The following is a 24342-nucleotide window of genomic DNA, read 5'->3' on the forward strand; positions in this document are numbered from 1 at the left end:
GGGGCTGGGAGACTCGCATGACCACACAGACCCAGGACCGACCACCGACTCCCGAGTCGGGCGCCAGCGCCGACGACCGGGCCTTCCTCGGGCACCCCAAGGGACTGTCGACCCTCTTCTTCGTCGAGCTGTGGGAGCGCTTCTCCTACTACGGGATGCGCGCCATCCTGCTCTACTTCCTCATCGACACCGTGGCCAACGGCGGCCTCGGCATCGACGAGACCACCGGCACCGCCGTCGTCGCGATCTACGGAGCGTCCGTCTACCTCCTGTCGATCATCGGCGGCTTCACCGCCGACCGGCTCTTCGGCGCCCGCCGCTCGACGCTCTACGGCGCCGTCGTCATCATGGCCGGCCACGTCTGCCTCGCCGTCCCGGCCGCGGCGACCGCCTGGCTCGGCATCGCGCTCGTCGCCCTCGGCACCGGCCTGCTCAAGCCCAACGTCTCCGCCATGGTGGGCACGCTCTACAAGCCCGAGGACGCGCGTCGCGACGGCGGCTTCTCGATCTTCTACATGTCGATCAACATCGGCTCGTTCTTCTCGCCGCTCGTCGTCGGCTGGCTGCGTGAGCACTACGGCTACCACGCCGGGTTCTCGGCCGCCGCGGTCGGCATGGCCATCGCCATCGCCTGGTTCGTCCTCGGTCGCAAGGCCCTCGGCCCCGCCGTCGACGACGTGCCCAACCCGCTCTCGCCCGAGGAGCGCGGTCGCGTGTCGGCCCTCGCCGTCGGAGCGGTCGTCGCCTTCGCGGTCATCGTCGTGCTCGCCGGCCTGTGGCGCGACACGGTCCTCGACCAGGTCATCGACGCGATCTCGATCGTCGCGGTCCTGACGCCCATCGCCTACTTCACGATGATGTTCCGCAGCCCCAAGGTCGAGCGCGAGGAGAGGTCGCACCTCGCCGCCTACCTCCCGCTGTGGATCGGCGCGATGCTCTTCTGGATGATCTTCGAGCAGGCCGCCGGCAAGATGGCGATCTTCGCTGCCGAGAACACCGTCACGGAGACGGCGGGCATCAGCATCAACCCCGAGTGGTTCCAGTCGATCAACCCGCTCGCCATCGTCCTGCTCGCGCCGATCTTCGGCTGGATCTGGACCAAGCGTGCCGGGCGCTTCCCGTCGACCCCGATGAAGTTCGTCCTCGGTGTCACGATCATCGGCCTGTCGGCCCTCGCCATGTCGTGGGCCTTCGCGACGTTCCAGGGCAACACGGCGCCGGTCTACATCCTCGGTGGCATCTTCGTCATGCAGACCGTCGCCGAGCTGTGCCTCTCGCCGGTCGGCCTGTCGGCCACGACCCGTCTCGCCCCCCGCGCCTTCGCGAGCCAGGCCATGGCGCTGTGGTTCCTCGGCAGCGCAGCGGGCCAGGCGATCGCCGCCCAGCTCATCCAGGCGATGGGCGGCCTCAGCGACGCGGTGTACTACCTCGTCAACGGCGTCATCACCCTCGTCGTCGCCGGGGTGCTCCTCGCGCTCGTGCCGTGGATCCGTCGCAAGATGTCGACGGCCGAGCTGCACGCCACCGGCCGCCCCGAGAGCACCGGCAGCACCGACCGCACCGCCGGCGTCTCGGCGCACTGACGTGATCGTCAGCCTCGACGGCGTCACCCCGGTGGTCCACGAGACCGCCTGGGTGGCGCCGAGCGCCGACCTCGTCGGGGCCGTCGACCTCCGGGCGGGCTCGAGCGTCTGGTACACCGCCGTGCTCCGCGCCGACGTCGACCCCATCGTCCTCGGTGAGGGCAGCAACCTGCAGGACGGCGTCGTCGTGCACACCGACGCCGGGCACCCGACGAGCATCGGCGCGGGCGTGTCCGTCGGCCACCGCGCCGTCCTCCACGGCTGCACCGTCGAGGACGACTGCCTCGTCGGGATGGGTGCGATCGTGCTCAACGGGGCCCGCATCGGGGCGGGAAGCCTCATCGCCGCCGGCGCGGTCGTGCCCGAGGGAGCCGTCATCCCGCCCCGGTCGCTCGTCGCCGGGGTCCCCGGCAGGATCCGTCGCGAGATCGACGAGCCGGGTCTCGCGCGCATCCGCGCCAACGCCGAGGTCTACGTCGCGCTCGCCCGCCGGCACCGTGAGGCCACGGCGCACTGAGACCCGGCCACCCGGCATACGCCGGCTCGTCTCAGCGGAGCAGCAGGACCGCGGCGACGATGCCTGCGACGACGACGAGCACGCGGAAGAGCGTCGGCGGCAGGCGGCGGCCGACGCGCGCACCCACGTAGCCGCCGACGACCGAGCCGGCCGCGAGCAGCCCGATGGCCTGCCAGTCGAGGTCCGCGACGGCGACGAAGATGAGCCCGGCGACGACGTTGCCGGCGAAGATCGCGAGGGTCTTCAGGGCGTTGACGACCCGCAGGTCGATGTCGAGCCCGAGTCCGAGGACGGCGACCATCATGACGCCCGACCCGGCGCCGAAGTAGCCGCCGTAGACGCCGGTCAGCAGGGCGAAGAAGGTCGTCACCGGCCCCATCCGGGTGCGTGGCCCGACGTCCTCGCCGCCGCGCGACCGGAGCCAGCGCGCGACCCAGGGCTGCACGCCGACGAGCAGGCAGGTGAAGAGGATGAGCCACGGCACGACGGCCTCGAAGACGCTGGACGGCAGGGCCAGCAGCAGCACCGCGCCGCCGACCGCGCCGAGCGCGCACGTGACGACGACGGTCCACGTGATGCGCGGGTGCTCGCGCAGCTCGGCCCGGTAGCCGAACGACCCGCTGACGCCTGCGGGGACGAGGCCGACGGTGTTCGAGGCGTTGGCCACGACGGGTGGCAGCCCGACGGCGAGCAGGACCGGGAAGCTGAGGAGCGAGGCCACCCCGACCGTCGAGGTGAGGACGCCGGCGCCGAGACCTGCGCCGAGGACGGCGAGCATCTCGAGCGGGGTCACGACCCGTCTCGCAGCACCGCCACGTCACTGACCATGACGACGTGTGCGTGCATGGCGTCGGCTGCCGCCTCGGGGTCGCCGGAGCGGATGGCGTCGGCGATGGCGCGGTGCCCGACGAGCGAGTCGGCAGGGCGGCCCGGCTGGCTCAGCGACTCGATGCGGGTCTCGCGGACGAGGTCGCGGATCTCGTCCATCAGCCTGGCGAGCAGCAGCGAGTGGGCGGCGGCGGTCACGGCGCCGTGGAAGCGCTCGTCGCCCTCGACCCCACGCCCGCCGGCCTCGACGTCGCGGGCCATCTCGGCGATGGCCTCGTCGATGCGGGCGAGGTCGTCGGCCGTGCGCCGGGCCGCCGCGAGGGCGGCGATCTTCGTCTCGAGGGCGTCGCGGGTGTCGATGATCTCGGGCAGCCGGTGGGCGTGCGCGCGGATCGCCTCGACGATCCGGCGCGGGCCGGGGGCGTCCGACAGGACCGTGCCGTCGCCGTGCCGGACCGTCACGACACCGATGACCTCGAGCGCGACGAGGGCCTGGCTGAGCGTGGCGCGGCTGACGCCGAGACGCTGCGCGAGCTCGCGCTCGGGAGGCAGGCGGTCACCCGTCGTGAGACCGTTCGACTCGATCCACCCGGTGATCTGCTCGGCCACCTGCTCGTAGAGCCGCGTGCGCGTGAGGCGGGACATGCCCGATGTCGACATGGGGTCACTCTATTGACAGTCGGCCCACTGACCTATTGGCTAGGCCACTGAGCCAGCCATGAGCCTCGTCACAAGGGCGTGGAACCAGGCGCGCTGGCCGCGACCGACGGAGGACACGCATGGGACCGGAATGGGTCTCGATCATCGCGCTCGTCGCACTCTTCGTGATCGGCACGCTGCTGCCGATCAACATGGGAGCCCTCGCCTACGTGGCGGCCTGGCTCGTCGGGGTCTACTCGCTCGGCCTCAGCGAGAAGGAGATCCTCGGCGGCGTCAGCGGTGACCTCATCCTCACCCTGATCGGGGTCACGTACCTCTTCGCCATCGCCAAGAACAACGGCACCGTCGACCTCATCGTCAGATCCGCGGTCAAGGCGGTCGGGGGACGGGTGGCGCTCATCCCGTGGGTGATGTTCTTCGTGACGGCGCTGCTCACCGCCATCGGCGCGGCCAGCCCCGCCGCGTGCGCCATCATCGGCCCGATCGCCCTCGGTTTCGCCGGGCGCTACAAGATCAACCCGCTCCTCATGGGCATGTTCGTCGTGCACGGCGCCCAGGGCGGCGGCTTCTCCCCGATCAGCATCTACGGCACCATCACGAACTCCGTCATGAAGGACAACGGCCTCCCGTCGAGCGAGATGACCGTCTTCCTCGCGAGCCTCGCGGTCAACCTCCTCATGGCCGTCATCCTCTTCCTCGTCCTCGGCGGCCGCCGACTCATGAACCAGCGCGCCGACGACCTCGGCGACGTCGACGGGCCGATGGGCGGCGACTCGATCGCCGAGGACCTCCACCGCGGCGGCGTCGGCGTCGCCACGCGCGGTACCGGCACGATGACCGCGACCCGCACCCAGGCGCTCGGCGTCAAGCGCGACCAGGTGCTGACGCTCGTCGCCTTCACGCTCGTGGCCGTCATCGCGCTGGCCTTCGACAAGAACATCGGCTTCGTCTCGATCACGGCCGCCGTCGTCCTCGCGATGTTCGCGCCGACCCAGCACAAGGACGCCATCAAGCAGGTCGCGTGGCCGACCGTCCTCCTCGTGGCGGGCGTGAGCACGTATGCCGCCGTGCTGACCGAGGCGAAGGCCCCCGAGTTCGTCGGCAACTGGGCGGCCGGCCTCGGCGCCGCGGTCATCGGGGCGCTCGTGCTCTGCTACGTCGGCGGTGTCGTCTCGGCGTTCGCGTCCTCGACGGCCCTGCTGCCCGTCATCATCCCGATCGCCGTGCCGCTCATCGCCAACGGCGGCATCGGCGCCGCGGCGTTCGTCGCGGCGCTCGCGATCAGCTCGACGATCGTCGACGTGAGCCCGTTCTCGACGAACGGCGCCCTGATGCTGGCCAACCGGCCCGACACCATCAGCGAACCGGTGTACTACAAGCAGATCCTCACCTACAGCGTCATCGTGGTCGTCGCCGGCCCGTTGCTCGTGTGGGCCGCCCTGATCCTCCCCGGATGGTGACCGAATGACCGCTCATGGACCCCTCTCCGACATCGTCGTCGTCGACCTCTCCCGTGCCCTCGCGGGACCGCACGCGACGATGATGCTGGCCGACCAGGGCGCGCGCGTCATCAAGGTCGAGGCCCCCGGCCGCGGGGACGACACCCGCGGCTGGGGCCCGCCCTTCGTCGGCGAGGAGGGTCGGCGCGAGTCGACGTACTTCCTGTCGGCCAACCGCAACAAGGAGTCGATCACCCTCGACCTCAAGGACGAGGCGGACCGCGACGTGCTGCTCGCGCTCGTCGACCGGGCCGACGTGCTCGTCGAGAACTTCCGCACCGGGGTGCTCGAGCGCCTCGGCCTCGGCATCGACTCGCTCATGGAGCGCAACCCGCGGCTCGTCGTGCTGTCGATCACCGGCTTCGGCCATGACGGGCCCGAGGGCGGCCGCGCCGGCTACGACCAGATCGCCCAGGGCGAGGCCGGCGTCATGTCGCTGACCGGCTCCGGACCGGACGACCCACAGCGCGTCGGCGTGCCCATCGCCGACCTGTTGTCCGGGATGTACGGCGCCTACGGCGTCGTCGCCGCCCTCAACGAGCGGCACCGCACCGGCCGCGGCTCCGTCGTGCGCACCTCGCTGCTCGCAGCGGTCGTCGGCGTGCACGCCTTCCAGGGCACGCGCTGGACGGTGGCCGGAGAGGTCGGCAGGTCGGCCGGGAACCACCACCCGTCGATCAGCCCCTACGGCCTCTTCCACTGCCGCGACGGCTTCGTGCAGATCGCCGTCGGCAGCGAGGGCCTCTGGCAGCGGCTGTGCGCCGCGTTCGGCCTCGACCCGGCCGCCGAGGGGCTCGCGACGAACGCCGAGCGCGTCGCCGAGCGCGAGCGGGTCATCGAGGTCGTCGAGGCGGCCTTCGCCGACTGGGACGCCGAGCCGCTGCTCGCCCGGCTCGCCGAGGTGGGCGTGCCCGCCGGCAAGGTGCGCAGCCTCGACGAGGTGTACGCGTGGGACCAGACCGCGAGCCAGGGCCTGCTCGTCGAGGTCGAGCACCCGACCCTCGGGCCGCTGACCCTGCCGGGTCCGCCGCTGCGGTTCTTCGACGGCGACGGCACCGAGGTGACGCGCCGTGACCACGACGCGCCGCCGACGCTCGACGAGGACGGCGCGGCCATCCGCGCCTGGCTGAAGGAGGAGTGATGGCGCGCCGACCGTGGACCGCGCACGAGCTGCTCGACCTCGTGCTCGACTCCGGCTCCTTCGAGTCGTGGGACGAGCCCATCGACATCAGCGGCCAGCCCGAGGACTACCGCCTCCAGCTCGAGGCGGCGGCGGCCAGAGCCGGGACCGACGAGTCCGTGCTCACCGGGCGCGGCCTCGTCCGTGGTCGCCCCGTGGCTGTCGTCGTCAACGAGTTCCGGTTCCTCGCCGGCTCGATCGGCCGGGCCGCGGCCCAGCGGATCACGGCCGCCGTGCGGCGCGCGACCGCCGAGGGGCTGCCCGTGCTCGCCTCGACGGCCTCCGGCGGCACCCGCATGCAGGAGGGGACACCGGCGTTCATCGAGATGGTCGAGATCTCCCGGGCACTCATGGCACACCGCGCCGCCCGGCTGCCCTACCTCGTGCACCTGCGGCACCCGACGACCGGAGGGGTGTACGCGTCGTGGGGGTCCCTCGGGCACGTGACCGTCGCCGAGCCAGGGGCGCTCGTCGGCTTCCTCGGACCCAAGGTCTACGAGGCGCTCAACGGCGTGCCCTTCCCGGCCGGCGTGCAGACCGCCGAGAACCTCGCCGCCAAGGGGGTGCTCGACGCCGTCGTGGCCGCCGAGGACCTGCCGATGCTCGTCGACCGGGCGCTGGGCGTCCTCGTCGACGGACCGACCCTGCCGCGTCTCGACCCCCGTGCGGGCGAGCCGAGCCGGCACCTGTCCGCCTGGCAGTCCATCGAGGTCACACGCCGTCCGGATCGCGCCGGCGTTCGTGAGCTGCTGCGCTACGGCGCGACCGGCACCTTGCGGCTGCGGGGCACCGACGAGGGGGAGCGGGACTCCACGATGCTCGTCGCGCTGACACGCCTCGACGGCCAGCCCTGCGTCCTCGTCGGCCAGGACCGCGCGCGGCAGTCGCCGACGTCGCCGATGGGGCCGGGCGCGCTGCGTGAGGCGCGGCGCGCCATGCGTCTCGCGGAAGAGCTGGGTATGCCGCTCGTCACCGTCATCGACACCCCCGGCGCCGAGCTGTCGCCGCACGCCGAGGAGGGCGCGATCGCGGGCGAGATCGCCCGGTGCATCGCGACCCTGACGACGATGACCGTGCCGACGGTGTCGGTCGTCCTCGGGCAGGGCTGTGGCGGAGGGGCGCTCGCGCTGCTGCCGGCCCGCGAGGTCATCGCCGCCGAGCATGCCTGGCTCTCGCCGCTCCCGCCCGAGGGTGCGAGCGCCATCGTCCACGGCGACGTGTCGCACGCCGCCGAGATGGCCGAGCTCCAGCAGGTGGGCGTCCTCGATCTCGCCGCGCGGGGGATCGTCAGCCGCATCGTGCCCGAGCCCGTCGACGACACCGCCGCGTCGCTGGCGCTCGCGGTCGTCGCCGAGTGCGCGGCCGCGCTGCGCCGCCAGACCCATGGCGAGGCGCACGTCCTGGCGAGCTAGGGCACCCGGAGCGACGTCGGCGAGAGGAACGGGCGGAGGGGGCTCGCGTCGCCCAGGTCGGGCCACCGTCGGGCGACGCCGGCCAGCAGGTCGGCGACCTGGACCCGCGCGTCGTCGCGGGAGTCGACCGTGACGAGCCCGGCGAGCGGCGAGACGCCGTGGTCGGCCTCGCCGTCGGTGCCATGGCCGGTGCCGTCCGACAGGGCCTGCTGGAGGCGGCGGAGCCGGTCGGCGGTCAGGGCGCTCTGCTCGTCGTGGACGACGAGCACCTGCCGTCGACCCTCGCTCCACGTGAGCACGGTCTCGGCGAGAGCCGTCAGCAGGGGCTCGAGCGGTGGCGGGATCGTCCGGTCGTCGTGGACGAGGCGCGTCACGACGCCGCGGACCCTGGTCCGGGTCAGTGCCGCGAGCACGTCCCGGGCCTCGGGGTCCACCCCGAGCGCGAGAGCGTCCCTGGCGTGGAAGAACGTCTCGAGCACCCGGCGGTCGACATGGTGTCGGCGCTTGGTGCGGACGAGGTCGACGAAGGCCGAGAGAAAGGCCAGCCGCTCCGGCGCCCGTGACCGGCCGCACCGGTGGAGCGCGATGGCGGCGGGTCGTTGGTCCGCCGTCAGCCGGGTGCCGGCCGCCCACGAGGGCTCCGAGATGAAGAGGTCGACGACGCGGGTCGCGAGGAAGTACTCCTTGTCGACGACCTCGACGTGGGCACGGCCCTCGAGCCGCGACAGCAACCACACGAGGGCCTCGTCCGCGTGCCGGCCGCGCAGCAGCTGTCCGGACTTGAGCTCGTCGAGGGACCAGCGTGAGTCGCTCCTGAGCGCCTCGACGAGCTCGGTCGCCTCGGTGAGGCTGAGGTCGGTGCTGGCGTGCGTGAACACCGGGGTGGCGGGGTCGAGCAGGTTGCTCCCCGAGAAGCCCGACTCGTCGCAGCCGATCTCGACGACGGCGCCGGCGACATCGCCCGAGGGCGGCAGGCCGCCCTGCAGGGGAGGTCTCGATGCGCCGGCCACGCGGCCCATGCTCGTCCGGATGGGCCGGCCGCACCAGTGAATAGAACCGGGGCCCTCACCCGGGACGTGGCTCGGCTCGCCTACGGTGGAAGGGCCCGTCGGATCGACGGGTCCCGTGGGCGGGCTGCGACACGTCGCCGGGAGCGGGAGAGACCAGGAGGTGACGGTGCGCGGCGACAGGGAGCGGCAGCCGTCGGCCGACGCCGGGCTCGACCTCTACGCGGCGGCTGCCGATCTCGCCCAGCTCGTGAGCGGCCACGTCGTCGAGCTGCTGGCCGGCCGTCCGACTCCCGGCTTCCGCCGGCTCGGCGTCGGCATCGACCAGATCGACAAGGGGCTCAGGGCCCTCGAGCCTGCGGCACAGCGCAGCGTCTGGACGATGCACCCGATCCTCAGCTACGACCGGGCGAACGAGATGACGCGGCTCGACGACCGCACCCGAAGCCGTGGCGTCGACATGCGGTGCATCACGACCGAACGCAGCCTGAACCTCTACCCCCTGCTCACCTCGGAGATCCCGCACGTCCACTTCGGCCCGGCCCGATCGCAGTTCATCCTCGTCGACGAGTCCGTCGCTGTCGTCGGTGGGCCGCACAGCGAGGAGGGCTACCCGACGGCGTGGCTCACGACCCGGACCGACGTGCTCACGCTGGTCCGCGCCATCTGGGACCTGACCTGGCAGCTGTCGCACCCCGGTGTCCCCGACGGCCGGAAGCCGCCCTTCACCGCCCGCCAGTGCGAGGTCGCCCGGAGGCTCGTCCTCGGAGTCAAGGACTCGGCGATCGCCCGCGACCTCGACGTGTCGCTGCGGACCGTCGCCGCCGAGGTCGCGGTGCTCATGCACACGCTCGGTGCCGTGTCCCGAGCCGAGACGGCGCACCTGCTCGCGGGTGGGAGCCATCGTCTCGACGCGGCCCGACTCCGACCGAAGGTGGAATAACCGAGCGGCACGCGCTGGAGGCCTTCAGGTCGGGGTGAAGTCGACGAGGTGCAGGTGCAGGGTACCGCCGGTGGGGGCGGGGTAGCGCCGGCCGAGTCGGGCGGGTGGTCTGCGCCGGTCCGGCTGTTCTGGCGGCTTCTGCTCGTCGGGGTCGGGGGCCGGGGCGAGTCGGGGTGCTTGTCGGGGTGGTCTCTGGGGTGGGCCGATGAGCAGGCCGGTGTCGGTGTGGAAGGTCAGCCCGTCGGGGCGGGTGGGGTCGCCGGTGAGGGTGAACTCGCCGCGGTGGTGTCCGTCGTGGTGGAACGGGCAGAGGGCGAGCAGGTTGTCGGTGTCGGTGGGTCCGCCGTCGCGCCAGTGGGTCACGTGGTGGATCTCGAGGTGGTGGGTCGATCCGCAGCCGGGGAAGCGGCAGCCGCGGTCGCGGTCGAGGACCAGGACGCGGGTGCGGTGCGGGACGACGCGCTGGGTGCGGCCCACGTTGACGGGGTGCCCGTCGGTCTCCCAGACGGGGGTCAGGGTGCCGTCGCAGGTCAGGCCGTTCACGATCGTCTGGGGGAGGCGGGGTCGTCCGGTGAGCCAGCCGCCGTCGGTGTCGAGGTGGACCTGAACCCGGTATCTGGCGGCCCTTGCCCGACCTGCCGAGCCACCCACTGCGACAGCACGACCAGCATCACCACCGCCGCCAGCCCCTTCTGCGCCGTGGGCATCCGTCGTGGTGGCGGCGTCGAGGGAGCGGGTGGCGAGCACGACCATGGCGTCGGCCCAGGTGATGCGGGGCCGGCCGCCGTCGGTCTCGGTCCACGTCGGGTGCAGCACGTCGCCGTTGAGCAGCTGACGGTCGGGCTCCTGCCCGTCGGGGGTCAGGGTGTGGAAGAGGTGGTCCCTGGCCTCGGCGAGCGCGGCCTCGACGAGGGCGCCGACCTCGGCCGGGGCGTCGTAGCGCAGCCGGAACCGTCCGTCGGCGTCGAGGCCCATGCTCAGGTGCGCCGGCTCGACCGGCACCCGCTCGCACCCGACCACGACCCTGCCCGCAGCATCCTCACCGCCCGCAGCTTCCTGCGCACCCGGACCGTCCGCGCTGCCGCCACTGCTTTCGTCGGCAGGCATCTCGCCGGGCAGGCCGCGGCCGCGGTCGTCGACGCTGTCGGTCTGCAGGGTGAAGTCGTAGCGGGTGACGGTGCGCTGCAGCTGGGTCACCGTCGCGTGCTCGGCGAACTGGGCCACGCTGGTGTCGAACGCGGCCGGGGTGTGCCGGGCCACGACCGCGGCCTGGTCCAGGCTGATCCGCCCCTCCCGCAACGCCGCGACGGTGTCGGGCAGCTCCTGGGCCCGGCGGGCGAGCAGCACGATGGAGGCCGCCTGGCCCCGCGACAGCCCCGCCCGGAGCATCAGCCAGTGCTCCGGCGAGCGCAGCCCCGCCGCCTGCCACGACCCGTCGGCCAGGACCGCGACGAGGAGGTCGACGAGCCGGGCGTGCGCGTCGTGCAGGTCGGCGCCCAGGGACGCGACGTGGTCCCAGTCCCGCTCGATCTGCTGCACGCTCCGGCTCTGCTCCATACCCTCAATCGTACACGTGTTCGAATGGAGCAGCCAGTGTTGTCCACACCGAAAGCTCTGTGCTGCAGACGAATTGGGCCAGCGTCACCTGAAGCGCGAGGCGAACTCGCCGGGCGTCATGCCGGTCGCCTTGCGGAAGTCGCGGGTGAAGTGGGCCTGGTCGGCGTAGCCGAGCTCGGCCGCGATGCCGGCCAGCTCCGCGTCGGAGTCCCGCAGCCGGTCGGCCGCCTCCTGGAGCCTCCGGCGGCGGATGAGCCACTTGGGTCCGAGCCCGATCCGCTTGTGCAGCAGGCGTTGCAACGTCCGCTCGCTGATGTCGAAGCGCGCACACAGGTCATCGACCCGCAGCAGCTCGGGAGAGGTCTCGACGTCCTCGATGATGGCGTTGACGAGCAGCCCCTCGTCGTCGACCGGGAGGAGCGGCCGCAGCGCGTCCTCGACCACCTCGCGCGCCTCGGCCTGCGCCTCCGCCGAGGTCGGGTCGGGTCGCATCGCCGAACGCACCCGCCGGCTCAGACCGATGCCGTCGAGGGTCGTCAGCGTCGACAGGTCGACGTAGCGGTCGGTCATCCGGCGCACCGGCTCGCGCGTCACGAGATGGCCCGCGGCCGGCTGCAACATGACGCCGACGGCCCAGCCGCGCCCCGTGAGCATCTGGTGCGAGAGTCCGGACACGACGCCGTAGAAACGCGCGTAGCTGTCGGACACGACGACGAGGCAGACGGGGTACTGCAGGACCCGCTGCACCGAGTCGCGCCCCGCGGGCACGTCCCACACCGGGATCCAGAACCGTCGGGCGAGGTCTGCGAGGTCCGGCGAGACGGAGCTGCGGGCGATCGACCACGTGTGGTCCGTGGGGTCGACGAGATGGGCCCGTTCGATGTCGTCGCGGGCCGCTGTCCGTCCTGCCCCGGCAGGCGTCGTCACGTGTCGGAAAGTATCAAGACCCACCGACGCCCGGCTTCCTACGGTGACGGCATGACCTCACCGAGCCCCGACGTCCTCGCCTCCTACCTCCGTCTCGCCGAACCCTTCGCCTCCGTCGTCGACCGCGTGCCGAACGATGCCTGGGACAGCTCGAGTCCCTGCAAGGGCTGGAGCGCCCGCGACGTGCTCACCCACGTCGTCACGACCCAGCGTGACTTCCTCGAGCAGCGCGGCGTCGATGCCGCGACCGCGGCCGACGGGAGCGACCCCCGCGCGGTCTGGCAGGCCCACGACGAGCGAATGCGCGAGCTGCTCGCCGACCCGGACGTCGCCGGCCAGGAGTACGACGGTGTCTTCGGCCGCACGACCGTGGGCGCGTCGATCGTCACGTTCTACGGGTTCGACCTCGTCGTCCACCGCTGGGACATCGCCGTGGCCGCCGGCCTCGACGAGCACCTGTCGGACGAGGAGCTCGAGATGCTCGACCGTTCGGCCGACGGGTTCGGCGACCACCTCTACGACGACGGCGTCTGCAAGCCGGCCGTGCCCGTCCGGGACGGCGCCGACCGTCAGGAGCGCGTGCTCGCCCGGCTCGGCCGACCGACACCGGCGCACGCCTGAGCCGTCACCGCGCCCAGAGGTACTCGACCTCGGGACGCCCGGCGCCGGCATACCTCGACCGTCGCACGACGACCTTTGTCTCGCAGAGGTACTCGGCGTACCGACGCGCGGTGACCCGACTGACGCCGAGCTCGTCGCCGAGCTCGGACGCGGAGCGTCCGCCGTCCGCCTCGCGGAGCAGTCGTGAGACGCGGGCGAGCAGCTCCTCGCCCATCCCCTTCGGGAGCCGCGCCTCGGCTGCGACCCGTGCGCCGGCAAAGACCTCGTCGACCTCGGCCTGGGTGCCGACCTCGGCCCCGGTCGTCACCTGGTCGCGGTAGGCGCGGTAGGCGAGCAGCCGCTCCCGCAGCGTCGCGAAGACGAAGGGCTTGAGGACGTACTGCACGATCCCGAGCGACACGGCGGCGCGGACGACGTCGAGGTCGCGCGCGGACGTGACGGCGATGACGTCGGCGCGGTGGCCGGCCGCCCGCATGGCGCGCACGACATCGAGCCCGTGCCGGTCGGGCAGGTTCATGTCGAGCAGCACGACGTCGATCTCCCTGTCGTGCAACGTCTTCAGCGCCGCCTGCGACGTGCCCACCGTCGCCACGACCTCGAACCCGTCGACCCGGCCGACGTAGGCCGTGTGGGCCTCCGCCGCGATCGGCTCGTCCTCGACGACGAGCACGCGCAGGACCTCAGTCATCGTCGCTCCCGCCACCGTCGACCGCTCCACCGGCGGGCAGACGCACGGTGAACGTCGCGCCCGGTGGCCCCGACACCGCCAGCGTCCCGCCGAGCCGGTCGACCGTCTGGGCCACGAGGGCCAGCCCGATGCCGCGGCGACCCGCACTGCCCTGGTCCTTCGTCGACCACCCACGCCGGAAGGCGTCCTCGACGGCACCCGGCGGCAGACCGGGCCCGTCGTCGGCGACCTCGAGGACGGCATACGCCTCCTCGACCCTCGAGTCGAAGCGCACGTGCCGCTCGGGGCGGGGCGTACCGGGCTCGCCGGCCACGGCATCGAGGGCGTTGTCGATGAGGTTGCCGACGATCGTCACGACGTCACGGGTGGGCGCGACATCGCGCGGCCAGTGCGCGCCCGGTTCGATCTCGAAGGCGATGCCGCGCTCGTGCGCCTCGGCCGCCTTGCCGAGCAGCAGCGCCGTCAGGGCCGGCTCGTCGACCGAGCCGACGACGCGGTCGGTGAGCAGCTGTGAGACCTGCAGCTCGTCGGTGGCGAAGTCCAGCGCCCGGTCGCTGTGCCCGAGCTCGATGAGGCTGACGATCGTGTGGAGCCGGTTGGCCGACTCGTGGGCCTGCGAGCGGAGCGCCTCGGTCAGGCCCCGGGCCGAGTCGAGCTCTCCCGTCAGGGCTTCCAGGTCGGTGCGGTCGCGCAGCGTCGCGACGTGGCCGAGCAGGCGTCCCTGCCAGCGGGCCGGCCCGCGGTTGAGCACGAGGACCCTCGCGGACGTCACGTGCAGCTCGTCCTCGTGCACGGCGTCGTCGGTGAGCGCGGCAGTCAGGGACGGGGTGAGCCCCAGCTCGGCGACCGGGCGTCCCACGGCGTCGGCGGGCAGGGCGAGCAGCCGGGTGGCCTCGTCGTTCGCGAGCCGGAGGTGACCGTCGAGGTCGGTGATGACGAGGCCCTCGGTGACGGCGTGCAGGACGGCGTCGTAGTACTCGTACATCTCGCGCAGCTGCTGCTCCCCGAGGCCGTGGGTCTGTCGCCGGATCCGGCGCGACACGAGTCCCGTCCCGAGGCCCGACAGCAGCGCGGCCACGAGCCCGGCGAGGAGCAGCCCCGGCAGTTGGGCGCGCACCCGCTCGCCGACGGCCGACTTCCGGATGCCGACCGAGACGAGCGCGACGACCTTCCCCCGGTCGGTGACGGGCACGACGACGCGGGACGACGGCCCGAGCGTGCCCGTGTAGTCCTCCTCGACGACGCCACCCGCAAGCGCGTCCTCCGTGTGCCCGAGGAACTTCTTCCCGATCTGCGTCGGGTCCGGATGGGTGTAGCGGATCGCGTCGCGGCTCATGACGACGACGAAGTCGGTCCCGGACTCGACCCGCACGCGCTCGGCGTACGGCTGGAGCACCGTCGACGGGTCGGGACCCTGGACGCCGGCGACGACGTCGGGCGTCGCCGCCATCGTCTCGGCGACCGCGAGGGCCCGGGCGATCGCCTCCTGGTCCCCGGCGCGCTGCGCCTGGCCGTACGCCCCGGCGAGCCCGGCGGCGACGACGAGCACCGCGATGAGCACCTGGAGCGCGAAGGTCTGACCCGCCACGCTCCATCGCCCCGGGGCCGTCAGCACCCGACGCGAGAACTCAATGAACACAACCGTGACCCTAGTCACTGGCCGCGGGAGCCTCGTCACATTCACCGGTCCCGCGCCCAGCACGGGACCCAGCCAACGGAGGTCACCGTGAGTTCCACCGCCGACAGCGCCGTCGACGCCCAGCCAGGCTCGGCCCCGAAGCGCGACCGCACCCACTATCTCTACATCGCCGTCATCGTCGCCATGGTGGCGGGCATCCTCGTGGGATGGGCCTTCCCCGAGGTGGGCAAGAGCCTCAAGCCCCTCGGCACCGGCTTCGTCAACCTCATCAAGATGATGATCACGCCCATCATCTTCTGCACGATCGTGCTCGGCATCGGCTCGGTCCGGAAGGCCGCCCAGGTCGGCAAGGTCGGCGGTCTCGCCCTCGGCTACTTCGTCACGATGTCCACCGTCGCCCTCGGCATCGGGCTCGTCGTCGGCAACATCATCAAGCCCGGTGACAGCCTCAACCTCACCGCCGCCGTCGCCGAGACGGGCGCGTCGCAGGTCGACGCCAAGGCGGAGGGGTCGGTCGAGTTCCTGCTCGGGCTCATCCCGGACACGCTCGTCTCCGCGCTGACCTCGGGATCGGTGCTCCAGGCCCTGCTCATCGCGCTCCTCGTCGGCTTCGCGATCCAGAAGATGGGCAAGCAGGGCGAGCCGATCCTTGGCGCGATCAAGCACCTCGAGCGCCTCGTCTTCCGCCTCATGGCGATGATCATGTGGGCCGCCCCGATCGGCGCCTTCGGCGCGATGGCCGCCCTCGTCGGTGCGACCGGCATCGGTTCCCTCAAGAGCCTCGGCCTGCTCATGCTCGCCTTCTACGCGACGTGCGCGATCTTCGTCTTCGCCTTCCTCGGCAGCATCCTCAAGGTCGTCACCGGGATCAACGTCTTCTCGCTCTTCCGCTACCTCGGCCGCGAGTTCCTCCTCATCCTCTCGACGTCGTCGTCGGAGTCCGCCCTGCCGCGCCTCATCGCCAAGATGGAGCACCTCGGGGTCTCCCGCCCGGTCGTCGGCATCACCGTGCCGACGGGCTACTCCTTCAACCTCGACGGCACCGCGATCTACCTGACGATGGCGAGCCTCTTCATCGCCGAGGCGATGGACAAGCCGTTCAGCATCGGCGAGCAGATCAGCCTCCTCGTCTTCATGATCATCGCGAGCAAGGGCGCCGCGGGCGTCAGCGGTGCGGGTCTCGCGACCCTGGCCGGCGGCCTGCAGTCGCACCGCCCCGACCTCGTGCCGGGCGTCGGCTTCATCGTCGGCATCGACCGGCTCATGAGCGAGGCCCGCGCGCTGACGAACTTCGCCGGCAACGCCATCGCGACCGTCCTCATCGGCACGTGGGTCGGCGAGATCGACCGCGACAAGGCGACGCGCGTCCTCGCCGGCCAGGACCGCTTCGACGAGGCGAGCATGCTCGACCACGACGACGAGGTCGTCCCGGACGACCACGCCCCCGGCGCCCGTGGCCACGAGCCGGAGCTCGTCGGCTCGAGCCGCTGACCCACCCATCGACGGGGCCGCGAACCACCGGGTTCGCGGCCCCTTCGCCGTCGTCGTGGCCCATCTCACTCCGCACGGTCGGCGCCTCGGGAACCTTTGGCAATCAAAAGGATTCACGCCTGCGTATGCCGTCCGCAGCCTCCCTGCGACACCCTCGTTTGCGCTCGTCCCCCCATCTTCGACACAGTGGTCGCTTCATCGAGACATCTGTGACACGTAACTGTGAGGAGACAGACGGCACCTCGTCGGGGTGCCGTCCATGACGTATGAGTGAACTGACCAAGAGTCCCGACGACGCGCTGCACCCGGCGCTCGAGCCACCACCGGTGAACCACGAGGAGGCCGCGCCCTCCCGGGTCGACAAGGTCGTCTTCGGCGTCGCCGCCGCCGTGGCGATCGCCTTCGTCCTCTGGGGCGCGCTCAGCACCGAGAGCCTCAGCACGAGCGCCTCCGCCGGCCTCGACTTCGTCGTCCACAACACCGGCTGGCTCTTCTCGCTCGTCGCCTCCGGCTTCGTCGTCTTCGTCATCTGGCTGGCCGCGAGCAAGTTCGGCAACATCCCGCTCGGCGGTGACGGCGAGGCTCCCGAGTTCCGCACGTCGTCGTGGGTGGCGATGATGTTCTCCGCCGGCATGGGCATCGGCCTGATGTTCTACGGCGTGACCGAGCCGCTGACCCACCTCGTGACCCCGCCGCCCGGCACGGGGGCCAAGGGCAACCCCGAGGCCGTCCAGACGGCGATGGCGACGACGATGTTCCACTGGTCGCTGCACCCCTGGGCCATCTACGCGGTCGTCGGCCTGGCCGTCGCGTACGGCGTCTTCCGCAAGGGTCGCTCGCTGCTCATCAGCTCGGCCTTCGCCCCGCTCTTCGGTGAGAAGCGCGCCAACGGGCCGGCCGGCAAGGTCATCGACATCTTCGCGATCTTCGCGACGCTCTTCGGCTCCGCCACGTCGCTCGGCCTCGGTGCCCTGCAGATCGGCTCCGGCCTCGAGATCGTCGGCGGCATCGGCAAGGTCGGCAACGGCGTGCTCATCGGCATCATCGCCGTCCTGACCGTCTGCTTCATCCTCTCGGCCGTCTCCGGCATCGAGAAGGGCATCCAGTGGCTCTCGAACATCAACATGGTGCTCGCGCTCGCCCTGGCGTTCTTCGTCTTCGTCGTCGGCCCGACGGTCTTCATCCTCAACCTCGTCCCGACGACCATCGGCTCCTACTTCAAGGACCTCGCGATGATGTCCGCCCGCACCGACGCCGCGGGCGGCGACGGCATGAAGGACTGGCTCGCCGGCTGGACGATCTTCTACTGGGCCTGGTGGGTCAGCTGGACGCCGTTCGTCGGCATGTTCATCGCCCGCATCTCGCGCGGCCGCACGATCCGCCAGTTCGTCTCGGGCGTCCTGCTCGTGCCGTCGGTCGTCTCGCTCATCTGGTTCGCCATCTTCGGCGGCGCCGGCATCGACCAGCAGCAGCACGGCCAGGACATCGCCGGCCAGTCGACTCCCGAGGGATCGCTCTTCGCGATGCTCGGCAACCTGCCGTGGCCGACCGTGACCGCGATCGTCGTCATGCTCCTCGTCGCGATCTTCTTCGTGTCGGGCGCCGATGCCGCGTCGATCGTCATGGGCACGCTCTCCGAGAAGGGCACGCTCGAGCCGTCGAAGAAGACCGTGGTCTTCTGGGGCGCGGCCACCGGCGCCGTCGCCGCGATCATGCTGCTCATCGGCGGTGAGGACGCCTTGTCGGGCCTCCAGAACGTCACGATCGTCGCGGCCCTGCCCTTCCTCGTCATCATGATCGGGCTGGCCGTCGCGCTCGTGAAGGACCTGTCGCGCGACCCGCAGGTGGTCCGCCGGCAGTATGCGGTCGCGGCCGTCGAGCATGCGGTCGTCGCCGGCGTCAGCGAGCACGGCGACGACTTCTCGCTGACGGTCCAGGAGACCGCGCCCGGCGAGGGCGTCGGCGAGATGGTCCAGACCGACCCCGTCGCGGAGCCCGTCGGGGCGAAGGACGTCGAGGTCGAGGACGGGCTCGGCGGTCACGTCGACGAGCAGACCGACAAGGTCGGCGCCTCGATGCGCCTCTGACCGAGGTCGAGTCGACCCGTCACGGCAGTCACCTCGAGCGCCGCATCACCCGCCTGGGCGGATGATGCGGCGCTCGATCGCTGCCGCGACCGCTCCGGCCCGGGTGTCGACGCCGAGCTTGGTGTAGACGTGCGAGAGGTGCGACTTCACGGTCGCCTCGGAGACGAGCAGCTCGCGTGCCATCTCGCGGTTGCCGAGCCCGCGCGACAGCAGCTCGAGCACCTCCACCTCGCGCTCGGTGACGACCGGGCCGGGTGACGCCGCCCGCCGCACGAGACGCGCTGCGACCGACGGGGCGAGCACCGTCTCGCCCCGCGCCGTGGCCCGGATGCCGGCGAAGAGCTGCTCGGCCGGGGCGTCCTTGAGCAGGTAGCCGAGCGCGCCCGCGTCGAGTGCCCGCAGGATGTCGGCCTCGGTGTCGTAGGTCGTCAGGACGAGGACGTGCGGCGGCTCCGGCAGGGCGCGCAGCCGCGCCGTGACCTCGGCCCCGCCCGGTCCGTCACCGAGGTTGAGGTCCATGAGCACCACGTCCGGCCGTTCGCTGGCGACGACCCGCTCGGCTCCCGCGAGGTCGCTCGCCTCACCGACGACCTCGATGCCGTCCTGCCCGTCGACGAGGGCGCGCAGCCCCGCGCGGACGACGGGGTGGTCGTCGACGAGGACGACGCGCACGGCGCGGGGTCCGTCAGCCACGGGGTACCCCCGCGGTGATCGGGAAGCGGACCGACACGGTCGTGCCCTCGCCCGGCGCGCTCTCGACGTCGGCGCTGCCGCCGAGCGCGTCGGCCCGATGGCGTATGCCGTCCAGTCCGCGCCCGCGGTCACCGCGCACGTCCGGCCGGTCGGGTCGCGTCGGGTCGAAGCCGCGGCCGTCGTCCCGGACGTCGAGCAGCACCTCGTCGGAGAGGTACGTCAGGCTGACGTCGGCACGGGTGGCGTGGGCGTGCTCGACGACGTTGGCCAGGGCTCCTCGGGTGGACCGGACGAGAGCGCTCGCCACGTCGGCCGGCACGGCGACGGGGTCGCCGTGGACGCGGACCCTGACGTCGAGGCCGTGGGAGGCGGCCGTGGCGCCCGCGCGCTCGAGCGCGGCCGGGAGCGCGTCGCCCGTCGTGTCGTCCGCGAGGTCAGCCGGGGCGAGGTCGCGCACGACGCGGCGTACCTCGTCGAGACCCTCGCGGGCGGCCGACCCTGCGGCCACGACGTGCTGGCGGGCGACGAGCGGCCTGCGGTCCCAGTCCTGCTCTGCCGCGCCGAGGAGCAGGGTGATGCTCGAGAGGCCCTGGCCGACGGAGTCGTGGATCTCGCGCGACAGGCGGGTCCGCTCGGCGAGGGCACCGGCGCGGTGCTGGGCGGCGGCGAGGTCGGCCTGCGCCTCGGTCAGCTCGTCGATGAGGGCCTGCCGGGTCCGGGACTCCCGCTCCAGCGCTCGGTAGGACAGCACGGTGACGAGGGCGATGCCGACCGGCCCCACGAGCACCGTCGGGTCGAGGTCGTCGGTGAGGCGGCTCCACGCCACGCTGACGACCGCGGTCATGACGACGACGACCGTGACGGCATACGCGAAGGGGAGGACCTGGAGCACGGCGAAGGCCACGGGCACGGCCGTCCACGCGAAGGACGGGGCGACGAGCGTCAGCGTCACCCAGAGCACGACGACGACCGCGATCCACACGGAGGACCATGCGGCGCGGTCGGCGACGAGGTGGCGCGTGAGGTAGGCGGCGCCGAGGACCGCAGCACCCGCGAGGACGATGAGTGCGGTGCCGTCGAGGTCGTGGCGCAGCAGGTAACGCGCCGAGCACGTCACGAGGAGCACGACGAGGACGGCGTCGAGCCAGCGGTCGAGTCGCGCCACCGGCGCGAGGATGCCCTCCTCCATGACCGGCAGCCTAGGGACGTCGGCGGGCCGCCGGCATCATCCGATCGGCTAGTCCGGTGTGGCCGGTTGCCCGACGCGGCGGGTGGGTCGGAGCAGCGACGGTGGTGGGGACCGCACCGACCACCCTCGTCCTCACCTCGGGAGCCCCACCATGAAGCGCACGCTCGCCGCCGTCCTCGCCCTCGCCGCCGCACCCCTGCTGGTCGCCGCCCCGGCGCAGGCCAAGCCGTCCGACCACGGTCGCCCCGACACCTACGTGCTGACCGGCGATGCCGGCGGCTCGAAGTTCGAGGGCATCGGCGCCGACGAGCGGCGTGGCGTCTTCTACGTCAGCGAGGTGACGGGCGGGGAGATCCACCGCGGATCGGCCGGGACGGCAGAGGCCGAGCAGTGGCTCGGCGGCGACGGCACCGACGGACGGTTCACGGCACGTGGGATCACGACCGACGCGGCCGGTCGGGTCTACGTGGCGGGTGGGCCGAACGGCATCGGCACCGGCCGTCCCGACCTCTGGGTCTACGCGCCGGACGGCCGCCTGCTGGCCGCGCTGCGAGCGCCGGGAGAGAACGTCTTCCTCAACGACGTGGCCATCGGTCCGGACGGCGCGGCCTACTTCACGAACTCGAACGCGCCGCAGGTCTACCGCGTCGCCCTCGACGACGGCCGGTGGGGCGTCACGCGGTGGGCGGACGCGACCGGGACCGTCGAGCAGCGGGCCGGCTTCAACCTCGGGGGCGTCGTCGTCAGCGCCGACCGCTCCGCCCTCGTCGTCGCACAGGGCAACGCCGGTCTGCTGTGGCGCTTCGACCTGGGCACGGCCGCGGTGTCGCTCGTGGAGACCGGCCTGGTGCCGCTCGCCGACGCCGACGGCCTCGTGCGACAGGGCTCGCGCCTGACCGTCGTGCGCAACTTCGCCCGGATGATCGCAACGCTCGAGCTCACGGCCGACGGCAGGCGCGCGCGGCTCGTGTCCGAGGTCGCCACCGACCCGACGCGCGTGCTGACGACGGCGAAGGTGCTCCGGGGCCGGATGCTCTTCGTCGACAGCAAGTTCGACGAGACCGTCGCCTCCGGGCCCTACGAGGTCGTCACCGACCCGCTGGCACGATGAGGACCATGCGACGGGGCAGCAGGACGAGGGCCGTGGTCGCGGCGGCCGCCTTGGCCGCGGCGACCGTCCTCGCCGCCTGCACCTCGAGTGGCCCCGCAGCCACTCGGACCACTCCGGCCGCTCCTGTGGTCACGACGCGTGGGACGACGGGGCCACTCGACGGGGGAACGAGCCGAACGGGAGGGGCTGCCGTGACGACGAGGCCAGTCGAAGGGACGACGCCGACGGCGGCGGAGCAGGCACGGCTCGACGCCGCGCTGCGCGACGCGGCGTGGAAGGACGACCTGCCGCGCGCGACGGCTCTCGTCGGCCGGGGCGCGGACGTCAACGCCAAGGACGAGACCCAGCAGTCGGCATACCTCGTCGCCGCGAGCGAGGGCCGGCTCGGCCTGCTGCGCCTCGCGCTCGCCCACGGCGCCCGCGTCGACGACAAGGACAGCTGGAACGGCACCGCCCTCATCCGGGCGGCCGAGCGCGGACACGCGCTCGTCGTCGGCGAGCTGCTGCAGGCCGGCATCGCCCGCGACCACGTCAACCGGATCGGCTACCAGGCGATCCACGAGGCCGTGTGGCTCGGCCGCGACACGTCCACCTACGTCGACACCGTGCGCGTCCTCGTCGCCGGCGGTGTCCAGCTGACCCGACCCTCTCGCGATGAGGGACTCACCCCGCTGCGCATGGCCCGTGAGCGCGAATTCGACCGACTGACAGGAGTTCTCGTGACCGCAACCACGGCCGACCGTGTGGACGACCCTGACGTGGCACTGCTCTCGGCCGCTGAGCGGGGCGACGCCGACGCCGTGGCGCTGGCCCTGCGCGCCGGAGCCGACATCGAGGCCCGCGACGCCAAGCGGCGCACGTCCCTGCTGCTCGCCGTCACCGGCGACCACGTCGACGCCGCAAGGGTGCTCGTCGCGATGGGCGCCGACCCCGACGCCCTCGACGACCGCCACGACACCCCGTGGCTGGTCACCGGGGTGACTGGCAGCGTCGCGATGCTCGAGACGCTGCTGCCCGCCGGTCCCGACCTCACGATCCGCAACCGGTTCGGCGGGGTCTCGGTCATCCCGGCCAGCGAGCGCGGGCACGTCGACTACGTGCGTCGCGTCGCCCAGACCGGCATCGACGTGAACCACGTCAACGACCTCGGCTGGACGGCCCTGCTCGAAGCCGTGGTCCTCGGCGACGGCGGCGACCGTCACCAGCAGATCGTGCGCCTTCTCCTCGATGCCGGCGCCGACCGGTCGATCGCCGACAAGGAGGGCGTCACCGCGCTCGAGCACGCCCGCGAGAAGGGCTATGCCGCCATCGCCCGGATCCTCGAGCAGTCCTAGGCGCTGCCCGGGGTGTCGCGGAGGGCGACGACCATGCCGCGCAGGATGCGGAAGGCGGCCTTCTGCTCGGCATCGCTCAAGCCGGCCAGCATCCTGACCTCGACGCCCCGCACCGCCGCGCTCGCCGTCTCCAGGCTCCGTCGGCCGCGAGGCGTGAGGCGGGTCGGAAGGGCCTTGCCGACCGGTGCCTCTGCTGGGCGCGTGACGAAGCCGTCCCGTTCGAGGGCCTGGAGCAGCACGTTCATCGACTGTCGGGTCACGAAGGCCCCGCGCGCCAGCTCGGAGTTCGACAGTCCCGGTCGCTGCGCGAGCAGCTCGAGGCACGAGTAGTGCGTGACCGTCATCCCGAGCGGTCGCAGCACGTCCTCCATGGCGGCGCGCAGAGCGCTCGACGCCTCCTTGAGCAGGTAACCCAGGGACGTCTCGAGATCGACGCCGGCATCGTCTTGACTCATGTCAGTATTCTGACATATGGTCAGTCGTGTCAGATAACTGACACGAACCAAGGAGGCCACCGTGCCCGTCACCGGTCCCGACTTCATCTCGCTCCAGGCAACCGACCTCGACGCCTCACGGGTGTTCTACGAGCAGTACCTCGGTCTCGTGCGATCCCAGGCCGGGCCACCGCACGCCGTCGTCTTCGAGACGACGCCGATCGCCTTCGCGCTGCGCGACGTGGTGCCCGGCACCGATCTCGCGTCGGCCGCCCGTCCGGGCATCGGCGCCGCGATCTGGCTCCATGCCACCGACGTCCAGTCCATCCACGACGCCCTGCTCGCAGACGGTCACACCATCGTCTCCGCGCCGGTCGACGGTCCGTTCGGTCGGACGTTCACCTTCGCGGATCCCGACGGCTACCACGTCACCCTCCACGACCGCTCCTGAGTCGGCCGAGGCTCCGGTCCGCGGCCGTGTGGCAGGATCTCCGGGTGCTACGACTGACCGATGTCATCATCGACTGCCCGGACACGATGCAGCTGGCAGCCTTCTACTCGGACGTGACGGGTCTTCCCGTCAAGGCCGGCAGCCACGCGAACTGGGCCGGCATCCAGGTGGGTGAGATCGAGGTGGCCTTCACGCCGGTCGAGGACTACCGCGCCCCGCAGTGGCCCGACAGTGAACACCCCAAGCAGTTCCACCTCGACTTCGAGGTCGACGACATCGAGGCCGAGCACCGCCGCGTCGTGGCCCTGGGCGCGACCCTGCACCAGGACTCCACCCGCCCCGACGGCTTCGGCTGGCGCGTCTACACCGACCCCGTCGGTCACCCGTTCTGCCTCTGCCGCAACAAGGGCGTCACGTGGACCGACGACGGCCCCACCTGGCCGACGAGCGACTAGAGCGCGAGCCGGCCCCGCCCTCGAACCGGTGGCTTC

The 24342-nt window shown here is 72.1% G+C and carries 24 protein-coding genes; 13 read left to right on the forward strand and 11 right to left on the reverse strand.

From position 1 onward, the window contains the following. The first annotated feature begins 17 nt into the window (after positions 1-17). Both H283_RS0103030 and H283_RS0103035 read left to right on the forward strand, forming a co-directional pair. Positions 18-1583 carry a peptide MFS transporter gene (locus H283_RS0103030; RefSeq protein WP_020142041.1) on the forward strand — a complete coding sequence of 522 codons (1566 nt, stop codon included), beginning with the start codon at positions 18-20 and terminating at the stop codon, positions 1581-1583. Between the two features lies 1 nt (position 1584). Beyond that, positions 1585-2100, forward strand: a complete 516-nt coding sequence (locus H283_RS0103035; protein ID WP_020142042.1) for a gamma carbonic anhydrase family protein — start codon at positions 1585-1587, stop codon at positions 2098-2100. Between the two features lie 31 nt (positions 2101-2131). Here the strand turns inward: H283_RS0103035 and H283_RS0103040 are convergent, their stop codons facing one another. Together H283_RS0103040 and H283_RS0103045 are read right to left on the reverse strand one after the other, a co-directional pair. Next, positions 2132-2893: a sulfite exporter TauE/SafE family protein gene (locus tag H283_RS0103040; protein WP_020142043.1), complete on the reverse strand. Its 762-nt coding sequence runs from the start codon at positions 2891-2893 to the stop codon at positions 2132-2134. Next, positions 2890-3588: a FadR/GntR family transcriptional regulator gene (locus tag H283_RS0103045; RefSeq protein ID WP_043647926.1), complete on the reverse strand. Its 699-nt coding sequence runs from the start codon at positions 3586-3588 to the stop codon at positions 2890-2892. The genes H283_RS0103040 and H283_RS0103045 overlap by 4 nt, the downstream gene beginning before the upstream one ends. A 119-nt stretch (positions 3589-3707) precedes the next feature. On the opposite strand from H283_RS0103045, the gene H283_RS0103050 reads away from it, so the two are divergent. From H283_RS0103050 to H283_RS0103060, 3 genes are read left to right on the forward strand one after another with little or no spacing between them, the layout of a single operon-like run. Beyond that, complete coding sequence (locus H283_RS0103050; RefSeq protein ID WP_020142045.1) at positions 3708-5048, forward strand: SLC13 family permease; 1341 nt, start codon at positions 3708-3710, stop codon at positions 5046-5048. 4 nt (positions 5049-5052) lie between these two features. Then, complete coding sequence (locus H283_RS0103055) at positions 5053-6228, forward strand: CaiB/BaiF CoA-transferase family protein (RefSeq protein ID WP_020142046.1); 1176 nt, start codon at positions 5053-5055, stop codon at positions 6226-6228. Continuing rightward, complete coding sequence (locus H283_RS0103060) at positions 6228-7679, forward strand: carboxyl transferase domain-containing protein (protein WP_020142047.1); 1452 nt, start codon at positions 6228-6230, stop codon at positions 7677-7679. The genes H283_RS0103055 and H283_RS0103060 overlap by 1 nt, the downstream gene beginning before the upstream one ends. Here the strand turns inward: H283_RS0103060 and H283_RS0103065 are convergent. Beyond that, positions 7676-8698 carry a DUF3800 domain-containing protein gene (locus H283_RS0103065; RefSeq protein WP_020142048.1) on the reverse strand — a complete coding sequence of 341 codons (1023 nt, stop codon included), beginning with the start codon at positions 8696-8698 and terminating at the stop codon, positions 7676-7678. The two genes, H283_RS0103060 and H283_RS0103065, sit on opposite strands and share 4 nt — an antisense overlap. 157 nt (positions 8699-8855) lie before the next feature. On the opposite strand from H283_RS0103065, the gene H283_RS0103070 reads away from it, so the two are divergent. Then, positions 8856-9629, forward strand: coding sequence for a LuxR C-terminal-related transcriptional regulator (locus H283_RS0103070; protein ID WP_156022935.1), 774 nt, complete (start codon positions 8856-8858; stop codon positions 9627-9629). A 24-nt stretch (positions 9630-9653) separates the two neighbouring features. On the opposite strand, the gene H283_RS0103075 is transcribed toward H283_RS0103070, so the two are convergent. Beyond that, positions 9654-11186 carry an HNH endonuclease signature motif containing protein gene (locus H283_RS0103075; RefSeq protein ID WP_020142050.1) on the reverse strand — a complete coding sequence of 511 codons (1533 nt, stop codon included), beginning with the start codon at positions 11184-11186 and terminating at the stop codon, positions 9654-9656. Positions 11187-11270: 84 nt separating this feature from the next. Next, a complete protein-coding gene (locus H283_RS0103080; RefSeq protein ID WP_020142051.1) occupies positions 11271-12113 on the reverse strand; it encodes an AraC family transcriptional regulator in 843 nt (280 codons plus the stop codon). A gap of 51 nt (positions 12114-12164) precedes the next feature. Here H283_RS0103080 and H283_RS0103085 point away from each other — a divergent pair, with 51 nt between their 5' ends. After that, positions 12165-12734 (forward strand): TIGR03086 family metal-binding protein, encoded by a 570-nt coding sequence (locus H283_RS0103085; protein WP_020142052.1) that lies wholly within the window; start codon positions 12165-12167, stop codon positions 12732-12734. A 4-nt stretch (positions 12735-12738) separates the two neighbouring features. On the opposite strand, the gene H283_RS0103090 is transcribed toward H283_RS0103085, so the two are convergent. Together H283_RS0103090 and H283_RS0103095 are read right to left on the reverse strand one after the other, a co-directional pair. After that, positions 12739-13422 (reverse strand): response regulator, encoded by a 684-nt coding sequence (locus tag H283_RS0103090; RefSeq protein ID WP_028785291.1) that lies wholly within the window; start codon positions 13420-13422, stop codon positions 12739-12741. Next, positions 13415-15061, reverse strand: a complete 1647-nt coding sequence (locus H283_RS0103095; protein WP_231372215.1) for a sensor histidine kinase — start codon at positions 15059-15061, stop codon at positions 13415-13417. The genes H283_RS0103090 and H283_RS0103095 overlap by 8 nt, the downstream gene beginning before the upstream one ends. An 87-nt stretch (positions 15062-15148) precedes the next feature. Here H283_RS0103095 and H283_RS0103100 point away from each other — a divergent pair, with 87 nt between their 5' ends. Both H283_RS0103100 and H283_RS23870 read left to right on the forward strand, forming a co-directional pair. Then, positions 15149-16552, forward strand: a complete 1404-nt coding sequence (locus H283_RS0103100; RefSeq protein WP_020142055.1) for a C4-dicarboxylate transporter DctA — start codon at positions 15149-15151, stop codon at positions 16550-16552. 266 nt (positions 16553-16818) lie between these two features. Continuing rightward, a complete protein-coding gene (locus tag H283_RS23870; RefSeq protein ID WP_020142056.1) occupies positions 16819-18639 on the forward strand; it encodes a BCCT family transporter in 1821 nt (606 codons plus the stop codon). A gap of 45 nt (positions 18640-18684) precedes the next feature. On the opposite strand, the gene H283_RS0103110 is transcribed toward H283_RS23870, so the two are convergent. Both H283_RS0103110 and H283_RS0103115 read right to left on the reverse strand, forming a co-directional pair. Next, a complete protein-coding gene (locus tag H283_RS0103110) occupies positions 18685-19332 on the reverse strand; it encodes a response regulator transcription factor (protein WP_020142057.1) in 648 nt (215 codons plus the stop codon). Continuing rightward, positions 19325-20521, reverse strand: a complete 1197-nt coding sequence (locus tag H283_RS0103115) for a sensor histidine kinase (RefSeq protein ID WP_020142058.1) — start codon at positions 20519-20521, stop codon at positions 19325-19327. Before H283_RS0103115 ends, H283_RS0103110 begins: the two co-directional genes overlap by 8 nt. Positions 20522-20672: 151 nt before the next feature. Here H283_RS0103115 and H283_RS0103120 point away from each other — a divergent pair, with 151 nt between their 5' ends. Next, the gene (locus H283_RS0103120; RefSeq protein ID WP_020142059.1) at positions 20673-21632 is read left to right on the forward strand and encodes an SMP-30/gluconolactonase/LRE family protein; all 960 of its coding nucleotides are present in this window, start codon (positions 20673-20675) and stop codon (positions 21630-21632) included. On the opposite strand, the gene H283_RS28580 is transcribed toward H283_RS0103120, so the two are convergent. Next, positions 21610-21735: a hypothetical protein gene (locus H283_RS28580; RefSeq protein ID WP_020142060.1), complete on the reverse strand. Its 126-nt coding sequence runs from the start codon at positions 21733-21735 to the stop codon at positions 21610-21612. The genes H283_RS0103120 and H283_RS28580 overlap by 23 nt on opposite strands. 88 nt (positions 21736-21823) lie before the next feature. Between H283_RS28580 and H283_RS0103125 the strand changes: the two genes are divergently transcribed. Continuing rightward, complete coding sequence (locus tag H283_RS0103125; protein WP_020142061.1) at positions 21824-22966, forward strand: ankyrin repeat domain-containing protein; 1143 nt, start codon at positions 21824-21826, stop codon at positions 22964-22966. On the opposite strand, the gene H283_RS0103130 is transcribed toward H283_RS0103125, so the two are convergent. After that, positions 22963-23421: a MarR family winged helix-turn-helix transcriptional regulator gene (locus tag H283_RS0103130; protein ID WP_020142062.1), complete on the reverse strand. Its 459-nt coding sequence runs from the start codon at positions 23419-23421 to the stop codon at positions 22963-22965. The two genes, H283_RS0103125 and H283_RS0103130, sit on opposite strands and share 4 nt — an antisense overlap. A gap of 61 nt (positions 23422-23482) precedes the next feature. On the opposite strand from H283_RS0103130, the gene H283_RS0103135 reads away from it, so the two are divergent. Then, a complete protein-coding gene (locus tag H283_RS0103135) occupies positions 23483-23851 on the forward strand; it encodes a VOC family protein (RefSeq protein WP_020142063.1) in 369 nt (122 codons plus the stop codon). A 44-nt stretch (positions 23852-23895) separates the two neighbouring features. Further along, positions 23896-24306, forward strand: coding sequence for a VOC family protein (locus H283_RS0103140; protein ID WP_020142064.1), 411 nt, complete (start codon positions 23896-23898; stop codon positions 24304-24306). The last annotated feature ends 36 nt before the right edge of the window (positions 24307-24342 follow it).

It is taken from the genome of Terracoccus sp. 273MFTsu3.1 (assembly GCF_000383675.1).
Classification (GTDB): Bacteria; Actinomycetota; Actinomycetes; order Actinomycetales; family Dermatophilaceae; genus Terrabacter.